This is a genomic window from Inquilinus sp. (assembly GCF_039594555.1).
Classification (GTDB): Bacteria; Pseudomonadota; Alphaproteobacteria; order DSM-16000; family Inquilinaceae; genus Inquilinus.
The window spans coordinates 1-17,662 of the sequence record NZ_JBCNNF010000040.1 but is presented as its reverse complement, the minus strand read 5'-3'; the positions used below and the strand labels follow the sequence as shown (position 1 = coordinate 17,662).

Annotated in this window: 19 protein-coding genes; 10 read left to right on the top strand and 9 right to left on the bottom strand. The window is 72.3% G+C overall.

Annotated elements, in window-relative coordinates; translation table 11 throughout:
- Window positions 1-8 precede the first annotated feature (8 nt).
- The 3 genes from ABDW35_RS06735 to hemC are packed head-to-tail and all read right to left on the bottom strand — an operon-like array spanning window position 9 to window position 4,782.
- Window positions 9-1,409 (bottom strand): heme biosynthesis HemY N-terminal domain-containing protein, encoded by a 1,401-nt coding sequence (locus tag ABDW35_RS06735; protein WP_343713083.1) that lies wholly within the window; start codon window positions 1,407-1,409, stop codon window positions 9-11.
- A complete protein-coding gene (locus ABDW35_RS06730; RefSeq protein WP_343713082.1) occupies window positions 1,406-3,841 on the bottom strand; it encodes a uroporphyrinogen-III synthase in 2,436 nt (811 codons plus the stop codon). The genes ABDW35_RS06735 and ABDW35_RS06730 overlap by 4 nt, the downstream gene beginning before the upstream one ends.
- The gene (gene hemC / locus ABDW35_RS06725; protein WP_343713081.1) at window positions 3,841-4,782 is read right to left on the bottom strand and encodes a hydroxymethylbilane synthase; all 942 of its coding nucleotides are present in this window, start codon (window positions 4,780-4,782) and stop codon (window positions 3,841-3,843) included. Before hemC ends, ABDW35_RS06730 begins: the two co-directional genes overlap by 1 nt.
- Before the next feature lie 128 nt (window positions 4,783-4,910).
- Here hemC and ABDW35_RS06720 point away from each other — a divergent pair, with 128 nt between their 5' ends.
- The 6 genes from ABDW35_RS06720 to ABDW35_RS06695 all read left to right on the top strand — a co-directional run bounded on the left by ABDW35_RS06720 (window position 4,911) and on the right by ABDW35_RS06695 (window position 8,776).
- The gene (locus ABDW35_RS06720) at window positions 4,911-5,153 is read left to right on the top strand and encodes a type II toxin-antitoxin system ParD family antitoxin (RefSeq protein WP_202964892.1); all 243 of its coding nucleotides are present in this window, start codon (window positions 4,911-4,913) and stop codon (window positions 5,151-5,153) included.
- Complete coding sequence (locus tag ABDW35_RS06715) at window positions 5,150-5,479, top strand: type II toxin-antitoxin system RelE/ParE family toxin (protein WP_343713080.1); 330 nt, start codon at window positions 5,150-5,152, stop codon at window positions 5,477-5,479. The genes ABDW35_RS06720 and ABDW35_RS06715 overlap by 4 nt, the downstream gene beginning before the upstream one ends.
- Before the next feature lie 51 nt (window positions 5,480-5,530).
- Complete coding sequence (tsaD, locus tag ABDW35_RS06710; protein WP_343713079.1) at window positions 5,531-6,586, top strand: tRNA (adenosine(37)-N6)-threonylcarbamoyltransferase complex transferase subunit TsaD; 1,056 nt, start codon at window positions 5,531-5,533, stop codon at window positions 6,584-6,586.
- Window positions 6,583-7,560, top strand: a complete 978-nt coding sequence (locus ABDW35_RS06705; RefSeq protein ID WP_343713078.1) for an NAD(P)H-dependent glycerol-3-phosphate dehydrogenase — start codon at window positions 6,583-6,585, stop codon at window positions 7,558-7,560. The genes tsaD and ABDW35_RS06705 overlap by 4 nt, the downstream gene beginning before the upstream one ends.
- A gap of 75 nt (window positions 7,561-7,635) precedes the next feature.
- Window positions 7,636-8,052: an EVE domain-containing protein gene (locus ABDW35_RS06700; protein ID WP_034849692.1), complete on the top strand. Its 417-nt coding sequence runs from the start codon at window positions 7,636-7,638 to the stop codon at window positions 8,050-8,052.
- Between the two features lie 13 nt (window positions 8,053-8,065).
- On the top strand, window positions 8,066-8,776 hold the full coding sequence (locus ABDW35_RS06695) for a 4'-phosphopantetheinyl transferase superfamily protein (RefSeq protein ID WP_343713077.1): 711 nt from the start codon (window positions 8,066-8,068) through the stop codon (window positions 8,774-8,776).
- On the opposite strand, the gene ABDW35_RS06690 is transcribed toward ABDW35_RS06695, so the two are convergent.
- Window positions 8,742-9,611 (bottom strand): metallophosphoesterase, encoded by an 870-nt coding sequence (locus tag ABDW35_RS06690; protein ID WP_343713076.1) that lies wholly within the window; start codon window positions 9,609-9,611, stop codon window positions 8,742-8,744. The genes ABDW35_RS06695 and ABDW35_RS06690 overlap by 35 nt on opposite strands.
- Before the next feature lie 36 nt (window positions 9,612-9,647).
- Window positions 9,648-9,989 (bottom strand): hypothetical protein, encoded by a 342-nt coding sequence (locus ABDW35_RS06685; protein WP_343713075.1) that lies wholly within the window; start codon window positions 9,987-9,989, stop codon window positions 9,648-9,650.
- A 151-nt stretch (window positions 9,990-10,140) separates the two neighbouring features.
- Between ABDW35_RS06685 and ABDW35_RS06680 the strand changes: the two genes are divergently transcribed.
- Window positions 10,141-10,638, top strand: a complete 498-nt coding sequence (locus ABDW35_RS06680; RefSeq protein ID WP_343713074.1) for a DUF1003 domain-containing protein — start codon at window positions 10,141-10,143, stop codon at window positions 10,636-10,638.
- Window positions 10,639-10,641: 3 nt separating this feature from the next.
- On the opposite strand, the gene ABDW35_RS06675 is transcribed toward ABDW35_RS06680, so the two are convergent.
- The gene (locus ABDW35_RS06675) at window positions 10,642-11,175 is read right to left on the bottom strand and encodes a gamma-glutamylcyclotransferase family protein (RefSeq protein WP_343713073.1); all 534 of its coding nucleotides are present in this window, start codon (window positions 11,173-11,175) and stop codon (window positions 10,642-10,644) included.
- A gap of 256 nt (window positions 11,176-11,431) precedes the next feature.
- Between ABDW35_RS06675 and mscL the strand changes: the two genes are divergently transcribed.
- On the top strand, window positions 11,432-11,842 hold the full coding sequence (mscL, locus tag ABDW35_RS06670; protein ID WP_343713072.1) for a large conductance mechanosensitive channel protein MscL: 411 nt from the start codon (window positions 11,432-11,434) through the stop codon (window positions 11,840-11,842).
- A gap of 115 nt (window positions 11,843-11,957) precedes the next feature.
- Here mscL and ABDW35_RS06665 read toward each other — a convergent pair whose 3' ends face one another.
- Window positions 11,958-12,353, bottom strand: coding sequence for an OmpA family protein (locus ABDW35_RS06665; RefSeq protein WP_343713071.1), 396 nt, complete (start codon window positions 12,351-12,353; stop codon window positions 11,958-11,960).
- Window positions 12,354-12,455: 102 nt separating this feature from the next.
- Entirely contained in the window at window positions 12,456-13,592 is a 1,137-nt protein-coding gene (locus tag ABDW35_RS06660; protein ID WP_343713070.1) for a cupin domain-containing protein, read from the bottom strand.
- Window positions 13,593-13,709: 117 nt separating this feature from the next.
- On the opposite strand from ABDW35_RS06660, the gene ABDW35_RS06655 reads away from it, so the two are divergent.
- Both ABDW35_RS06655 and ABDW35_RS06650 read left to right on the top strand, forming a co-directional pair.
- Window positions 13,710-14,903, top strand: a complete 1,194-nt coding sequence (locus ABDW35_RS06655; RefSeq protein WP_343713069.1) for an acetyl-CoA C-acyltransferase — start codon at window positions 13,710-13,712, stop codon at window positions 14,901-14,903.
- 31 nt (window positions 14,904-14,934) lie between these two features.
- Complete coding sequence (locus ABDW35_RS06650) at window positions 14,935-15,828, top strand: NAD(P)-dependent oxidoreductase (protein ID WP_343713068.1); 894 nt, start codon at window positions 14,935-14,937, stop codon at window positions 15,826-15,828.
- Window positions 15,829-15,898: 70 nt separating this feature from the next.
- Here the strand turns inward: ABDW35_RS06650 and ABDW35_RS06645 are convergent.
- The coding region (locus ABDW35_RS06645; protein WP_343713067.1) for an ABC transporter ATP-binding protein/permease at window positions 15,899-17,662 on the bottom strand (1,764 nt) is incomplete at its 5' end.

The following is a 17,662-nucleotide window of genomic DNA, read 5'->3' as shown; positions in this document are numbered from 1 at the left end:
CGCCAGCCTCAACCAGCCGTGGCGGCCGGGACCGGGGCGACGGCCGTGCCGGCGGCCGGCGGCAGCGGCGCGGGGAGCAGGGCGTCGATCTCGACCGGCGCCGCAACCGCGCCGCGGGCCGGGCCGGGGATCCGCCAGGCCAGGGTGTCGAAGCCGTGGCAATGGTCGCACAGCGCCGACCAGCGCGCGGCGCGGGCGCCGCAGGCCTCGCACTCCCAGGCCTCGTCCGGCGCCGCGGTCTGCGCCTTGGCCAGCCAGCTGCGCGCCGCGATCGGGTCGTTGCGCTCGGCCGTCTCCAAATCGGCCAGCAGGCGGTAGACGCGCTGCGACGGCCCGACCTGCTCGGCCTTCAGCAGATGGGTGCGGGCGCTGCCCCACAGCTGGGCCGACAGCTCGGCCTCGGCCAGGGTCACCAGGCCGGTCGACGAATCCGGCCGCAGCCGCACCAGCTTCTCCAGCCGCTTGACCTTCAGCAGCGCGCCCTCGTCGGCCGGGCCCAGTGCGGCATAGGCGCGGGCGATCTCCGCATGCGGGGCGCGGCCCCAGCTCTTCTCCAGCAGGCGCGCGGCCTGGGAGTCGCGGCCGGTCTGCTGCAGCAGGCGGCTCTCCTGCAGCGCCGCCGGCACGAAGTCCGGCTCCAGCCCCACCGCCTTGTGGGCGAAGTCCAGCGCCTGCGACAGGTTGCCGGTCGATTCCGCCTCGCGGCTGCGCTCGACCAGGATGCGGGTCTTGTAGCGCCGCCCGTCCTCGGCTGAGATCGCCTTGACCCGCACGGAATGGGCTAGGCTCAGCTGGGCGTCGGCCCAGCGGTGCTGCGCCACCTCCAGGTCGAAGCAGGCGCGATGGGTCCAGGCCGCGTCCGGCCGCAGCGACCGGGCGCGCTGCGCCATCTCCAGCGCCTGCAGCGAATCCTTGTGACGCAGCGACTGGTTCAACAGGCCGCGCAGGCCCAGGAACTCCATGTCCGGCCGGCGCAGCATCGCCTCGAAATAGCGGCTGGCGGCGGTGTCGTCGCCGGCCAGCTGCGCCGCCTGGGCGGACAGCAGCAGGGTCAGCGGCGGCTCGTCCAGCAGCACGTCGGCCTTGCGGGCGAAGCGCCGCGCTGCCTCCGCGTCGCCGGCGGCGACCGCGACCATGCCGCGGGTCAGGGCGCGATAGCCCTTCTCGCGCCGGGCGAAGCGGCGGCCCTCGACGAAGCGGCCCGGCGCCCGGCGCAGCGAGCGCCAGAAGCGGTAGAGCCAAGCCGCCAGCAGCATCAGCGCCGCCGCGGCCGCCACCAGCACTGCGACCGAGGTCTCGATCACCCGGCCCTGCCACTGGATCTCGACATGGCCCGGCCGGTCCGCCAGCCAGACCGCGACCGCGATCAGGATGGCCAGCTTGAGGGCGTAGATCAGCAGACGCTTCATGGCGCCTTCGGGGGCTGGGTGTCACCGGAAGACGTCGCCGCCGACAGGCGCTGCACCGCCAGCGCGGACAGGCTCTGCAGCGCCGATTCGGCCGAGAGGCGGGCTTCCGCCTGAGTGCGCCAAGCCGCCAGGGCCGAGGCCGCGGGGCCGTTCAGGCCCTTGACCGCCTCGACCGCGCCGGCCAGGTCGCCGCGCTGCAGCCGGCCTTCGGCCCTGGCCAGCACGGCGTTGGTGTCGGTGCCCTCGACCTCGCCCGGGGCCGGGCGGACCGTGACCAGGTCCTGCACCACCGACAGGCTGCGGTCGACCCAGTCGCCGCTTTCCGGGTGGTCGGCCTTGCGCGCCGCCTCCGCCGCCTGGGCGAAGCCGGTGGCCAGGGCGGCGCGGCTGGGCACGCCCTTCGCCGCCGGCTCCAGCGCCGCCACGGCGTTGGCCAGGCCGGGGTCGTTCTGGGCCAGGCCGCGCAGCAGGGCCAGCGTCTCGTCCAGGGGGGCGCCAGTGTCCAGCGCGCTGCGCAGCTGGCCGGCCGCCAGGCTCAGCGCCTGGGCGCCGGTGTCGCTGTTGCGCAGCCGCTCGACCGTCGCCTTGACCGCGTCGACCTGCTGCTGCAGCGCCGCCAGCGTGCTGCCATTGGCCCGGGCGCCGGAGGACAGGGTGGCGACCGTGTCGCCCAGCGTCTTCACCGCGGCCTGGGCCGATTCCAGCGCCGCGACCCGGGCCTCCAGCGCCGCGACCGCCTCGGCGGCCGGGGCAGGGGCCGCCGGGGCCGGCTGCTGCGGTGCCGGCTGGGCGGGCTGCTGCGGCTGGGCGGGGGGCTGGCCCTGCTGCGGTGCGGCGCCGCCGGCCAGCTGGTCCAGCTTCTGCTGGATCGCGTCGACCCGGGCGGCCAGGTCGGCGCGGCCCTTCTCGATCGCGGCGGGGTCGATCGGCCCGCCGGGCGGCTTCTCCAGCGCCTCGACCCGCTTGCTGAGGCCGTCGATCGCCTCGGTGGTGCCGGAGGGCAGGTCGGCCAGGCGCTTCTCGATGAAGGCGACGCGGTCGCCCAGCGTCGGCGATCCCTGCGGCGCCGGGGTCGGGGTGGCGGGGCCGAAGATCTTCGGCGACCAGACCGGCGCGGTCACTGCGATCGCTGCGGCGACGACGGCCACGGCCGCCGCGGTCCAGGCCGATTTCGCGACATTGCCCGGCGGCTCGGCCGGGGGCGGCGGCGGGATGGTCGGCGGGCCGACGCGCGGCGGGCCGGGCGGCGTTTCCGGCTCGGACAGCTCGGCGGCCGGCTCGTTCGCGCCTTCCTCCGGCGTCGCCGGGCGGGTGCGGGCCAGCTCGGCCGGGTCCAGGGCGATGCCATGGGTCTTGGCCGCGGCCAGGATGTCGGCGTGGCGCTGCTCCGGAATGGCGTTGCGCCGCTTCCAGCCCTGCACGGTGGTCACCGGCACGGTCAGCTTGGCCGCCATCGGGCGAATGCCGCCGAACGCCTCGATCACCCGCTCGGTCGGGGTCAGCGGCCCTTCGGCCGGCACGCCGAGGATCTCCTCGCCATGCGGCGCCGCGGAGCCACCGGCCGCCTCGTCAGGGGTGCCCGGCTGAGCCTGGCCCGGCTGATCCGTCGGGGTGGCCGACACGTCGTCCGGCTGCTGGGAGTCAGGGCCCTGGGCCGCTGCTTCGCCTGGCTTGTCGGGGGTCGGGTCCATACCGTTCGCCGTCCTCGTCTCTTGCTCAGCGGGAAAATCGGAAAGCCGTGCCAGCAGCGACGGCGAATCCGGCCTGTCCGCGATTCGCACCGCCCGCCAGGGCGACGGACCCAGCGCCTGGGCGACGGCCGGGCTCAGGCAGACCGCCGTCAGCCCGGCGAGGCGATGGGTCAGTTCGACCCGGGCCGCGAGGGTAGCAAAGACCTTCGCGGTGCGGGGAGAGAAAAACACCACCCCCGCCAGCCCGGGGTCGGCCAGGGCCGCCATTGCCGCAGAGGGCAGAGCCGCCACCGGCCGGGCGCGGTACAGCACGATCCGCCGCACAGTGAAGCCGGCGGGCTCCAGCAGGGCGGTCAGGTCGCGGGCGATATCCTCGCCGGACGGGTGCAGCAGCGCGCCGGCCGCGGGATCCAGCCTGGCGCGGGCCAGGTCGGCCAGGTCGTCACCGTCGCCGGCGGCGCTGGCCACGTCGCGGAAGCCCAGCGACCGGGCCAGGTCGGCGGTGGCGTCGCCGACCGCCAGCACCGGCAGGTCGCGCCGCGTCACCCGGCGGGCGAAGGCGTCGATGCCGTTGCGGCTGGTGGCCAGCACCGCCTGCACGTCGGCCAGGTCGATCGGGCCGGGATCGGCCGGCTCGATCTCCAGGATCGGGGCGATCACCGGGTCCAGGCCGCGGTCGCGCATCGCGTCGGCGAAGCGCTCCGCCTCCTCCCGCGGCCGGGTGACCAGCCAGCGCGTCATCAGCCGGCCAGGAAGCGCGGGCCGATGCGCTGGCGCAGGGCCGCGCCGGCCTCGGCACCCAGCCGCTCCGCCTCGGACCGGTGGCCCTGGCGGCGGTCCTCATGCATCTCGGTGCCGTCGGGCAGGGCGACGCGGGAGACCAGGGTCAGCGTGTCGCCGGGCCCCAGCTCGGCCAATGCCGCGATCGGGGTGCGGCAGCTGCCGTCCAGCGCCGCCAGCAGGGCGCGCTCGGCCGCCACCCGGTCGCCGGTGTCGCGGTCATGGATGGCGGCCAGCAGGGCCAGCACCCGCGTGTCGGCGCGGCATTCGATGCCGATGGCGCCCTGGGCGACGGCCGGCAGCATTTCCTGCGGGTCGAGCACGGCGGAGACCCGGTCGGCCTTGCCCAGGCGTTTCAGCCCGGCCAGGGCCAGCAGCGTGGCGTCGACCGTGCCCGCATCCAGCTTGGCCAGGCGGGTGTCGACATTGCCGCGGAACGGCACCACCCGCAGGTCGGGCCGCAGCGCCAGCAGCTGCGCCTGCCGCCGCAGGCCGGAGGTGCCGACCACCGCGCCCGGCTTCAGCGCCGCCAAGCTGGCCGGGCCGGCCAGGGCCTCGCCGCGGGCGAACAGGGCGTCGCGCGGATCCTCGCGCGGCAGCAGGGCGCCGATGATCAGCCCGTCCGGCAGCCGGGTCGGCATGTCCTTCATCGAATGGACGGCGATGTCCAGGCTGCCGTCCAAGAGGCCGTCCTCGATCTCCTTGGTGAACAGCCCCTTGCCGCCGATCTCGGAGAGGGGGCGGTCCTGCACCCGGTCGCCGGTGGTGCGAACGGCCTGGATCTCGACCGCGCCGGGGGCGGCAAGGGCCGGATGCGCCGCGATCAGACGCCGCCGCGTCTCCTCGGCCTGGGCGAGGGCAAGGGCGCTGCCGCGCGTGCCGATGCGGAGAACGGTGTCCATGGCCCGACTTCTAGAAGGCCGAGGGCCGGCGGGCAAGCCATGCGCGGCGGTTGCGGCGACGTGGCTGATTGAGGGCGAGAGGCTTGCCAAATTTTGCCAAGACGCTCATCCTTCCGGACATGAGCACGATGAACATCTCCCTGCCTGAAAGCCTCAAATCCTTTGTCGACGAGCAGGTCAGTCAGCGCGGCTACGGCACCAGCAGCGAGTATGTGCGCGAGTTGATCCGCAAGGACCAGGATCGTCAGCGGCTTCGCAGCTTTCTGCTCGCAGGCGCCGAGTCACCGCTCACCCCGCCGATCGACGCCGCCTATTTCGAAGGATTGCGAGACCGGATCCGCAAGGCTGCGAAGTCCGGCGACGAGGAGTGAGGTCCAAGCCCATCGCCCTGCGCGAGGAGGCTAGGCGCGATATAGACGATGCGATCGCCTATTATCTGGAGGAGGGGGCTGCCGAGGCCGCGCTCGGCTTCGTCCACGCGTCGGAGCAGGCTTACGCTCACATCAGCCGCCATCCTGCCACGGGTTCTCCCCGCCATGCCCATGAGCTGAGCTTGCCGGGGCTGCGCTCCTGGCCGTTGGCGCGCTACCCCTATCTGATCTTCTACGTCGAGCATGACCACACCATCGACGTCTGGCGCATCGCGCACGGCAAACGAGACATTCCGGCCTGGATGCAGGATCCCGACGCTTCCTGAGTTCTTCCGGTCCTTTCGCCACACGCGCAGACCGCCTATATCGGGCCGATCATGATCGTGCTCGGCATCGAGACCTCCTGCGACGAGACGGCGGCGGCCCTGGTCGATGACCGGCGCCGCATCCTGGCCAATGTCGTGCTCAGCCAGATCGAGGAGCATGCCCCCTATGGCGGCGTGGTGCCCGAGGTGGCGGCGCGCGCCCATCTGGCCTATCTCGACGGCGTGGTCCGCCGGGCGCTGGACGAGGCCGGGATCGGCCTCGACGCGGTCGACGGCATTGCCGCCACCGCCGGGCCGGGGCTGATCGGCGGTGTCGCCGTCGGGGTGATGACCGCCAAGGGCATCGCCGCCGCGCGCGGGCTGCCCTTCCTCGGCGTCAACCACCTCGAAGGCCACGCCCTGACGGCGCGGCTGACCGACGGGGTCGAGTTCCCCTACCTGCTGCTGCTGGTCTCCGGCGGCCATTGCCAGCTGCTCTGCGTCGAGGGCGTCGGCCGGTACCGGCGCTGGGGCACCACCATCGACGACGCGGTCGGCGAGGCCTTCGACAAGGTCGCCAAGATGCTCGGCCTCGGCCATCCCGGCGGGCCGCTGGTCGAGGCCGCGGCCAGGCAGGGCGACCCGAAGCGCTTCACCTTGCCGCGGCCGATGGTCGGGCGGCCCGACTGCGACTTCTCCTTCTCCGGCCTCAAGACCGCGGTGCGCCGGGCCATGGCCGAGCTGCCACAGCCGCCGGCGGAGCAGGACATCGCCGATCTCTGCGCCGCCTTCCAGGAGTCCGTCGCGGCCTCGCTGGCCGACCGGGCGAAGCGGGCCATCGCCCGGTTCCGGGCGGAGCATCCGTCCGGCGGCGCCTTCGTCGTGGCCGGCGGCGTCGCCGCCAACCAGCGGCTGCGCGCCCGCCTGTCCGAGGTGTCGGGAGCGGCGGGGCTGCCCTTCGTCGCGCCGCCGCTCAAGCTGTGCACCGACAACGGCGCCATGATCGCCTGGGCCGGGCTGGAGCGGCTGCGGCTCGGCCTGGTCGACGGGCTCGACTGCGCGCCGCGGCCGCGCTGGCCGCTCGATCCTACCGCCACGGCGGCGATCGGCGCCGGGGTGAAGGCTTGACCCGCCGGATTGCGGTGATCGGCGCCGGCGCCTGGGGCACGGCACTGGCGCAGAGCTTCGCCGGGGCCGGGCACAAGGTGACGCTGTGGGCCCGCGACCCGGATCGTGCCGCGGCGATGCGGGACGGCCGCGAGAACGCCGCCTACCTACCCGGCATCGCGCTGCATCCGGGGATCGCGGTCACCGCCGACCTTGCCGCCGCAGAGGGGCTGCGGGTCCTGGCCGTGCCGGCGCAGCATCTGCGTGCGATCCTGGAGCGGCTGGCGCCGCAGCCGGGTCCGCTGGTGATCACCGCCAAGGGCATAGAGACCGCGACCGGCCGCTTCATGCATGAGGTCGCGGCCGAGGCGCGGCCGGAGGCGTCGCCGGCGCTGCTGTCCGGCCCCAGCTTCGCCGCCGAGGTGGCGCGCGGCCTGCCCACCGCCCTGACCCTGGCCTGCGCCGATGCCGAGGCCGGCGCCGCTTTGGCCCGTGGCCTCGGGCACAAGGCGCTGCGCCTGTACTGGAGCGAGGATCTGCGCGGCGTCGCCATCGGCGGGGCGCTGAAGAACGTGCTGGCGATCGCCGCCGGTATCGTGACGGGACGCGGCCTGGGCGAGAACGCCCGTGCCGCTCTGGTCACCCGCGGCCTGGCCGAGCTGGCGCGGCTCGGCGCCGGGCTCGGGGCGCGGCCGGAGACGTTGATGGGCCTGTCCGGCCTGGGCGACCTGCTGCTGACCGCCTGCAGCGCCACCAGCCGCAACACCTCGCTGGGTATCGCCCTGGGGCAGGGCCGGCCGTTGGCCGAGATCCTGGGTGAGCGCCGGTCGGTCACCGAAGGGGTTTGGACCGCGGCGGCGGCGGCCCGGCTGGCGGCGCAGGCGGGGATCGAGGCGCCGGTGACAGCGGCCGTCGACGCCGTGCTGAACCGCGGCGCCGCGATCGACACCGCCATCGCCGGCCTGCTGCTGCGCCCGGCGAAGCGCGAGGCGTGACCTGGAAACAGCGGAGCCTTTCCGCTAGCGTCCCGCCCAGAGGCGCGCGGCGCCGTCGATCCGAGAGGCCTGATCGTGAACCACTGGCTGGTGAAGTCCGAACCGTTCAAATGGAGCTGGGACCATATGGTCAAAGCCAAGCGCACCCATTGGGACGGCGTCCGGAACTACCAGGCCTCGAACAACCTGAAGGCGATGAAGATCGGCGACGAGGCGTTCTTCTACCACTCCAATGAGGGGCTGGAGATCGTCGGCATCGTCACGATCGTGCGCGAATACTACCCGGACCCGAGCGACGAGAGCGGCCGTTTCGGCATGGTCGACGTGCAGGCGGCCCGGCCGCTGAAGACCTTCGTCACGCTGAAGCAGATGAAGGCCGACCCGGCCCTGTCCGGCCTCGCTTTGATCCGCCAGGGGCGTCTGTCGGTCAGCCCGGTCAGCGATGCCGAATGGACGCATATCTGCAAGCTCGGCGGCGTCTCCCCGAAGTGACGGGAGCACGGGCATGAGCGGCACCCCCGCCGACGCTCATGTCTGGACGGCCGAGGTGCCGGAGGACGAGGCCCTATACCGGGCCTGCCTGCCCTTCCTGACCGAGGCGGAGCGGGCGCGGGCCGCACGCTTCGTCATGCCGGGCGACCGCCGCCGCTTCGCCGCCGCCCGGTCGGTGATGCGCCGGCTGCTGCAGCAGATCGCCGGGGTGCCGGCCGGCGAGTGGGACTTCGCCATCGGCGACCACGGCAAGCCGCTGATCTGCCGGCCGGAACAGGGGCGGTCGATCGGCATCAACATCTCCCATGCCGAGGGCATGATCGCCTGCGCCGCCGCGCCCGGCAGCGTCATCGGCGTCGATCTCGAATGGTTGGGCCGGGTGGTCGAGCCGCGCATCGCCGACCGCCGCTTCGCCGCGGCGGAGGCGGCGGCGGTGCGAGCGGTGCCGGCGGACCGGCGGCGCGAGGCCTTCCTGCAGATCTGGACGGTCAAGGAAGCCTATGTGAAGGCGCTGGGCGGCGGCCTGACCATCGCGCTGGACAGCTTCGTGGTCGAGACGCTGTCGGAGCGGCCGTCGGTGCGCTTCCTCGACCCCGCGGTCGACGGCGCCACTTGGCACTTCCGGCAGTGGCGGCCGTCGCCGCGGCACCTGCTGGGGCTGGCGCTGCACCGGCCGCAGGGCGAGCCGGTCATCGCGGTCCGGCACGTTGCCCTGACGCCCTGACCGACGGCGCCGGCTCGGGCGGGCCGGGCAGGATCTCGCGCAGATAGGCGCCGATGCCGTAGGCCTGCTCCCACTGATAGGGATAGCCCAGCGACACCTCCTCGAACCGGGTGGCGTCGCGCCAGTCGGTGTGGCGGACATGCAGGTGGCCGCTGACCGCGACCGCGGCGCGGAAGCGCCGGTGCCAGTCCTCGGTCAGCACCGTGCCGCACCACGGGCTGAAGCGCGGGATGCGCGGGATGCGCACCAGGTCGCGGCGCAGCGGATAGTGGTTGACCAGGATGGTCGGCATACCGTCCGGCAGCGCCGCCAGGCGCCGGGCGGTGTCCTCGACCCGGGCCCGGCACCAGTCCTGCCGCGTCGGATAGGGGTCGGGATACAGCAGCAGCTCGTCGGCGCAGACCGCGCTCTCCTCCGCCGCCCAGGCCACCACCTCGTCGACCGGGAGGTCGGCCGGTCGGAAGCTGTAGTCGTACAGCAGGAACAGGGGCGCGATCACATGCTCGCCGCCCGGGCCGGTCCAGACCGGATACGGGTCCTCCGGCGTGGTCACGCCGTGCTGCCGGGCCAGCGCGACCAGCGACTCGTAGCGCCCGACTCCGCGCGGCGCGGTCGGGCTGCGCGCCCGGGTCCACAGCTCATGATTGCCCGGCACCCAGATCAGCCGGGCGAACTTCGCCGACAGCTTGGCGAAGGCGCGGCCCAGCGTGTCCGCCGTCTCGGCGATGTCGCCGGCCAGGATCAGCCAGTCCTCCGGATGGTCCGGCAGGGCCGTAAGCCGCTCGAAGCTGGCGTCGGAGGCGAGGTGCAGGTCGCTGATGGCATAGAGGCGCATAGAGGCAGCTTGGCCGCTCCGGGCGGATTAGGCCAGCTATCCCCGGAACCGGTGCAGCGACACGATCCGCTGCAGTTCGACATCGATGTCGGACCGCCAGCTGCGCGGCGCGTCGTCGGCCAGCGCGTCCGGGTCGGGGCGAACCGGCTCGTCCTCGCGGCAGAACAGCTCCGGATGCATGCCGCGGGCGCAGTGGGCGAAGCCGTCGATGACGATCCGCGCGACCCGGGCCAGGGCCCGCTGCAGGGGGCCGGGGGCGGGCGCAGGCGACGCCGGACGCTCGGCGGGCCGGGCGAAGGGGATGACCCTGGCCTCGAGGATCCTGGCCTCGATCGGCGGCTCGGGCCGGTCCACGGTGATCGGCCAGTCCGGTCTCATCACACTCACCTTCCCGCAATGCGGCGAACCGCGGATCCGATAGGGTGAGGCTCGCAGCGGGCGACTACCGGACGGTGGCGGAATCAGGCGAAATGGTTGCCGGTGTAACGTTCAGGCGCCCGGCCGGCCGCCTTGCGCCAGGAGAGAGTCGATGACCCACGCCCCCAGCCTGACGTCCGAGGACGAGCAGCTGCTGCACGAGCTGCGCCAGCAGCGGCGAAGCCACCGGGTCAAGCATCGCGCCGAGCTGAGCGTCGGCCAGCGCCTGGCCGACAGCGTCGCGGCGACCGTCGGCTCCTGGCGCTTCATCATCGTGCAGAGCGGGCTGCTGGCCCTGTGGATCGTGCTGAACGTGGTCGGCTGGATCCAGGCCTGGGATCCTTATCCCTTCATCCTGCTGAACCTGGCGCTGTCGTTCCAGGCGGCCTACACCGCGCCGATCCTGATGATGAGCCAGAACCGCCAGGCCGAGATCGACCGCCACCACGCCGAGAGCGACTACAAGATCAACATCAAGGCGGAGCTGGAGATCGAGCAGCTGCACCAGAAGATCGACCTGCTGCGCGAGCAGGAGGTGGTGCGCCTGACCCGGGCGGTCGAGCTGCTGCTGCAGCGCCTGGAGGCGGCGGAGGGAAAGGGGACGGCCTGAGCCTTACCGAGGGCGGCGCCGTTCGGCGAAGTGCCGCTCGGCACGGGCCTCGGCGTAGCGGCGGTCGGCCTGGGCCTTGACCTCCGGCCAGCGCAGCGCCGCCTCGGCGCTGCTCATCTTGCCGTACAGTGACATATAGGCCTCGTGATGCATCAGCGTCCGCGGCTTCTCGGTGGCCTGCCAGGCCTCCAGGTGCCAGGGCTCGCCGGCATCCTCGAGCGCGCCGGTCGAGGCGTAGATCTGTGCCTCAACAGGGCTGCCGTCGGCCAGGGTCACGGTCACCGGCTGCAGCGCGTAGTCGTCGCTCTCGAAGAACTGCATCCGGTCCATCTCCTCCGGGGTGAAGCCGTCGACCAGCAGCCCGTCGACCCGGCCGTCGGGCTGCGACAGCAGGATCGGGTAGCTCTCGCCCTTCACCTTGCGGCTCTGCCGGCCCAGCAGGGTGGCAGGCTGCGTCGCCAGCGCCGCCATCGGCCGGCCGATCACCAGCGCGAACAGGTCGGGATCCTGCAGCGTGCCGAAAAAGAACAGGCGCATCGGTCGTTTCCCTTCCCGGCCCGGACGGCCCGGCGCTGCGCCGGCCGCCCGTTATCATGGTGACGTGGGCCGCGCAATTTGATCCTGCCGCACCGAAAGTCAAGTCGATTCCAATGAATTTCTTGGAGCCGCGAAATCGGCCATTTCCCTGCTTTGTCAGCGTGTTTGCAGGTTTTTCTGTGATCTGGTGCAAATCGGATATATACATTTATGTCGCGGCCGGCATCGGCCACCAACAGAGATTTGGGGGCAGCGGATGTTCCAGGAGTTCAAGGCTTTCATTGCCCGTGGCAATGTGATCGACTTGGCGGTCGGTATCATCATGGGCGTGGCCTTCACCACGATCGTGAATTCCCTGGTCAACGACATCATCATGCCGCCGATCGGCGTGCTCCTGGGTGGTGTCGACTTCTCGAACTACTTCATCAACCTGTCGTCGACGCATTACGACAGTCTGGCCGCGGCCAAGGCGGCCGGCGCCGCGACGATCAACTACGGCGTCTTCATCAACGCGATCATCAACTTCCTGATCATCGCCTTCGCCGTGTTCCTGCTGGTCAAGCAGGTCAACCGCTTCATGAGGAAGCCGGAGGCGAAGCCCGCCGCGCCGCCGCGCAGCGAGGTGCTGCTGGAGGAGATCCGCGACACGCTGCGCGCGCAGCGCTGAAGCCGGAGGGAGCTTCGTTAGGTTGGGTTCGCATCTTGCGAACCCAACATTCTCGCCGGGTTGCGCAGTGTTGGGTTCGCGAGCGCGAACCCAACCCACGTCCGGCCTTCGTGGTTCAGTAGGCGATCCGGATCTCGACCCGGCGCTCGCCGACGGTGACGTCCTTGAGGGCGCCGGCGTCGCCATGGCCTTCGACGCGGTGGATCAGGCTCGGCGAGACGCCATCCGCCACCAGCTCCGCGGCGACGGCCTCGGCTCGCTTGACCGACAGCGCCTCATGGGTGTCGCGCGGGCCGGCCTTGCCGGCGAAGCCGTCGACGCTGATCGACTTGGCGCCCCAGTTCTTCGCCTCCGCCGCCGCCTTGGCGACCAACGCCCGGGCATCCGGGGTCAGCGTCGCGCTCTCATCCTTGAAGAAGATGTCGTAGGGGCCGCCGGCCTTCGGGGCGCAGGCGGCGATGGCGAGGACCGGAAGCAGGGCCAGGAGCGCACGACGGCTTGCAATCGGCATGATCGACCTGTTCGCGTTTGTTGTTGGTCGCACAGCATTACCCGAGCGGCCCGGCCGATAGAAGCGGTTCCGCTTCGCCTGGTTGTTGAAATCTTCTTTTGATCAACGACCCTTGCCGGCGGGCTCGATCGCGCCCGACGCCAGCAGCGCGTCCAGCAGCGCCGCGGCGGCCGGATCGGCCCAGGCCGCCTTCGCCTGTTCCGCCGTCAGCCGCCCGTCGCCGCACAGGTGCAGCGCGACTCCGGCCGCCGCCCCCGCCGGCGCCAAAAGCGTCTCGCCGTCGGCGAACAGGGTAACGGCCTCGCCGTCGCGGATGAAGGCCAGCCGGCTGCCGATCGCCCGGCGCAGCGCCCCGGCCGGGCGGCGCTTGCGCGGCGGCGGCGCCTCGCGCTCCTCCTTCGGCTCGGTCAAGAGGCCGCCCAGCCAGCCGGCCAGGAAGCGGCGGTCGTCCAGCTTCTCCGCCAGATAGGCGCGTACCCGCTCGATCGCCGCGTCCGGGATCTCGCCGGGGTTGGCCGGTGGCGCCAAATCGGGGTCGGCATAGCGCCGCTCCTCATCCTCGCTGTCGGCCACGGCGGCGGCGAAGCGGCCGGCCAGCTCGGCCACGCTCGGGGCGCGGAAGCCGATCGAGAAGGTCAGGCAGTCATCCTCGGCCACCCCGTCATGGGCCCAGCCCGGCGGCAGGTACAGCATGTCGCCCGGCTCCAGCACCCATTCCTCGGCCGGCTGGAAGTCCGCCAGCAGCTTCAGCGGCTGGTCGGGCACCCAGGCGGGCCGCAGCTCGGCCGCGCCGCCGATCCGCCAGCGCCGGCGGCCCAGCCCCTGCAGCAGGAACACGTCATACTGGTCGACATGGGCGCCGACGCCGCCGCCCGGCGGGGCGTAGCTGACCATGACGTCGTCCAGCCGCCAGTCGGGCACGAAGCGGAAGCGGTCGCGCAGCTCGGCCACCGCTGGCTCCCACAGGTCGACGCCCTGCACCAGCAGGGTCCAGTCCTTGGCCGGCAGCTTGGCGAAATCGGCTTCGTCGAACGGGCCGTGCCGCACCGCCCATTTGCCGCGGCGGCGGGTGACCAGGCGGCTCTCCACCCCGTCCTCGCAGGCCAGGCCGGCCAGTTCGTCCGGCGTGATCGGGCTGGTCCAGCCCGGGATCGCCTGGCGGACCAGCAGCGGTTTCTTCTGCCAGTGGCGGGCCAGGAAATCGGCGGCGGACAGGCCGCCGAGCAGGGGATCGGTCATGGAAGCCGCGCTGTGCTCGGGGTGACGACGGCGCGCACTCTACCGGGTCGATCCGTCCTCGCCCAGCGGCGGTTCCGTCGTGCTAGCATCAGCCCCAACGAGACACCGGAGGATGTCATGAGCGCGAATGATCCCGTCGTCATCGCGGGTGCGGCCCGCACCCCGATGGGCGGCTTCCAGGGCGAGCTGAAGGATGTGCGGGCGCCGCAGCTGGGCGCGGTCTCCATCCGCGCCGCGCTGGAGCGCGCCGGCCTCGCTGCCGATGCGGTGGAGGAGGTGGTGATGGGCTGCGTGCTGCCGGCCGGGCTGGGCCAGGCCCCGGCGCGCCAGGCCGCCCGCGGCGCCGGCCTGCCGGATTCGGTGCCCTGCACCACGGTCAACAAGATGTGCGGCTCCGGCATGAAGGCGGTGATGCAGATCCATGACGCCATCGCCGCCGGCACCATCGGCATCGGCGTCGCCGGCGGGCTGGAGAGCATGACCAACGCCCCCTACCTGCTGGACCGTGCCCGCGGCGGCTACCGCATGGGCCACGGCAGGGTGCTGGACCACATGTTCCTCGACGGGCTGGAGGATGCCTATGAGCCGGGCCGGCTGATGGGCACCTATGCCGAGGACACGGCGCAGCACTACCAGTTCACGCGCGAGCAGCAGGACCAGTTCGCCCTGGCCAGCCTGGAGCGGGCGCGCAAGGCGTCGGAGGACGGCACCTTCGACCGCGAGATCGCGGCGGTGACGGTGAAGGGCCGGGGCGGCGACGTCAGCATCGCGACCGACGAGCAGCCGCGCAACGCGAAGCCCGAGAAGATCCCGACGCTGAAGCCCGCCTTCCGGCCGGACGGCACGGTGACGGCGGCGAATTCCAGTTCGATCTCCGACGGCGGCGCGGCGCTGGTGCTGCTGCGCCGGTCGGAGGCGGAAAGGCGCGGTTTGCCGGTGCTGGCGAAGATCGTCGGCCATGCCAGCCACGCCCGGGCGCCGGCCTGGTTCACCACCGCGCCGATCGGGGCGATGGAGACGCTGTTCCAGCGCACGGGCTGGTCGGCGAAGGATGTCGACCTGTTCGAGATCAACGAGGCTTTCGCCGTGGTCACCATGGCGGCGATGCGCGACCTCGACCTGCCGCACGACAAGGTCAATGTCCATGGCGGCGCCTGCGCCCTCGGCCACCCGGTCGGTGCGTCGGGAGCGCGGATCATCGTCACCCTGTTGAATGCGTTGGAGACTCACGGCCTCAAGCGCGGCGTCGCCGCGCTGTGCATCGGCGGCGGCGAGGCCACGGCGGTGGCGATCGAGCGGGTGGCTGCGTAGCGGCCGCGTGGCGGAACGAGAGGACGGAACGATGGCGGAGAAGACGCGGATCGGCGTGGTTGGCCTCGGCAGCATGGGCGCGGCGATGGCCGGGCGCCTGCTCGACCAAGGCTGGCCGGTCGTGGTGTGGAACCGCAGCCCGGCGGCGGAGGAGCCGCTGCTGGCCAGGGGCGCGGTGCGGGCGGCGACCCCGGGCGAGGCCGCGGCGACCGGCATCGTCCTCTCCATGGTGGCCGACGACGCGGCGCTGAAGAGCGTCACCACAGGCGATGCCGGCATCCTGTCCGGCCTGCCGCAGGGCGGCGTCCATGTGTCGATGAGCACGGTCAGCCCGGCAATCGCCGCCGACCTTGCGGCGGCGCACCAGGCGGCGGGGGTGGCCTATCTCGGGTCGCCGGTCTTCGGCCGGCCGCCGGTCGCGGGCTCGGGCCAGCTGCGGATCGCGGTCTCCGGCCCGGCTGCGGCCAAGGACAAGGTCCGGCCGGTGCTGGAGACGCTCGGCCAGCCGCATGATTTCGGCGAGGCGACGGAGGCCGCGAACGTCGTCAAGCTCGGCGGCAACTTCATGATCGCGGCAGCGATCGAGGCGATGGCCGAGACCTTCACCCTGCTGGAGAAGCACGGCGTTTCCGCCCGCCAGGCGCATGAGCTGTATTCCAGCTCGATTTTCGCCGCGCCGGTCTACAAGCTCTACGGCGATGCCATCGTCGACCGGGCGTTCTCGCCGCCCGGCTTCCGCATGCCGCTTGGCCTCAAGGATGTCGGCCTGGCGATGGCGGCGGGCGAGAAGGCCGGGGTGCCGCTGCCCTTCGCCGCGGTGCTGCGCGAGCGCTTCATCGGCTCGATCGCCCGCGGCCGCGGCGACCTGGACTGGAGCGCGATCGCCCTCGACGCCGCCGAAGCGGCCGGGCTGAAGGTGGAGTGAGGCGACTTACTGCCCTTTTTCATCCTCCCCCTCCCAAGGGGAGGGGGAGAGTAAACGGGACATATCCGACCTATTCCGCTGCCGGCTCGGCCACCCGGTGCTGGCGCTGCCAGAGGGCGGCGTAGAGCCCGTTCCGGGCCAGCAGCACGGCGTGGCTGCCGCGCTCGGCCACTTGGCCGCGATCCAGCACCAGGATCTCGTCGGCATTGACCACGGTCGACAGGCGGTGGGCGATGATCAGGGTCGAGGTGCCGCGCGAGGCTTCGGCCAGCCGCTCCTGGATCGCCTGCTCGGTGGCGCTGTCCAGCGACGACGTCGCCTCGTCGAAGATGAACAGCCGCGGCTGCTTCAAGACCGCGCGGGCAATAGCGACGCGCTGCTTCTCGCCGCCCGACAGCTTCAGCCCGCGCTCGCCGACCAGCGTGTCCCAGCCGTCCGGCAGCCCGGCGACGAAGCGGTCCAGCTGGGCGATCCGGGCCGCGGCCTCGACCTCCTCGCGCGTCGCCTCCGGCCGGCCGAAGACGAGGTTGTCGAACAGCGTCTCGTTCAGCAGCACCGTGTCCTGCGGCACCACGGCGATGGCGGCCCGCAGCGAGGCCTGGGTGATATCGCGCAGATCCTGGCCGTCGATCAGGATCCGTCCGGCCGACGGGTCGTAGAAGCGGAACAGCAGCCGGGCGATGGTCGACTTGCCGGCGCCGGAGGCCCCGACCACCGCCACCGTCCGCCCGGCCGGCAGGGTGAACGAGACATCGCGCAGGATCGGCCGGCGCGGGTCATAGGCGAAGGAGACGTGCTCGAAGGCCAGATCGCCGCGGCCGGGCGGCAGCGGCACGGCGTTCGGCGCATCCGTCACCTCCGGCGTCTCGTCCAGCAGCGCGAACATCTGCTCGACCGACCCCAGCGAGTTGCGGATCACCCGGTACAGCCGGCTCAGCTGTTCCAGTGGCCGGGCCAGGCGGACGAAATAGGTGTTCAGCAGCACCAGGTCGCCGACCGACATGGTGCCGGCCTGCACCGCCTTGCCGCCGAGGATCAGCAGGATGGCCAGGCCCAGGCTCAGCACCGTCATCTGGGCGATGCCGTTCAGGCTGCGCAGCGCCAGGCCGCGCGCGGCCAGCCGCTCTACCTCCTCCAGCCGCTCGTCGTAGCGGCGGCCGATCGCGCCCTCGGCGCCGAAATACTTCACCGTCTCGTAGTTGATCAGGCTGTCGATGGCGACGGCATGGGCGCTGCTGCTCTCCCGGTTCATGGTCCGGATCGTGCTGCGCAGGCTGTCGGCGCCCAGCGTCATCGCCCAGGCGAAGGCGGCCAGGGTGGCGGCGGTGACCAGGGCGTAGAAGGGCGGCAGATGGGCCAGCAGAATGACGCAGGTGGCGGCGATCTCGATCAGCAGCGGCAGGATGCGGAAGGCGACGTCGTAGATCAGCTCGCGGATGCCGGACAGGCCGCGGCCGAGATCCTCGCTGACCGCACCGGTGCGGCGGCCGAGATGGAAGCGCAGCGACAGCCCGTGCAGATGGGTGAAGAAGGTGCGGCTCAGCCGCCGCACCAGCCGGTGCTCGATCGGGCCGTAGGCGGCGTATTGCAGCTCGCCCAGGATGCGCCCGACCCAGGAGGCGACGGCATAGGCCGAGATCACGCCCATCGCCCCGACCGCCCAGGCGTTGGCGCGGCCGGCATAGGCGTCGATCGCCAGCGAGAACAGCAGCGGCACCAGCGCCACGGCGAAGGAGGACAGGAACACCAGGGCGACGCAGGCCAAGATGCGCAGCCGCACGCCCCAGCTCTCGCCGCGCCACAGATAGGGCATGACCCGGGCCAGCGTGGCCAG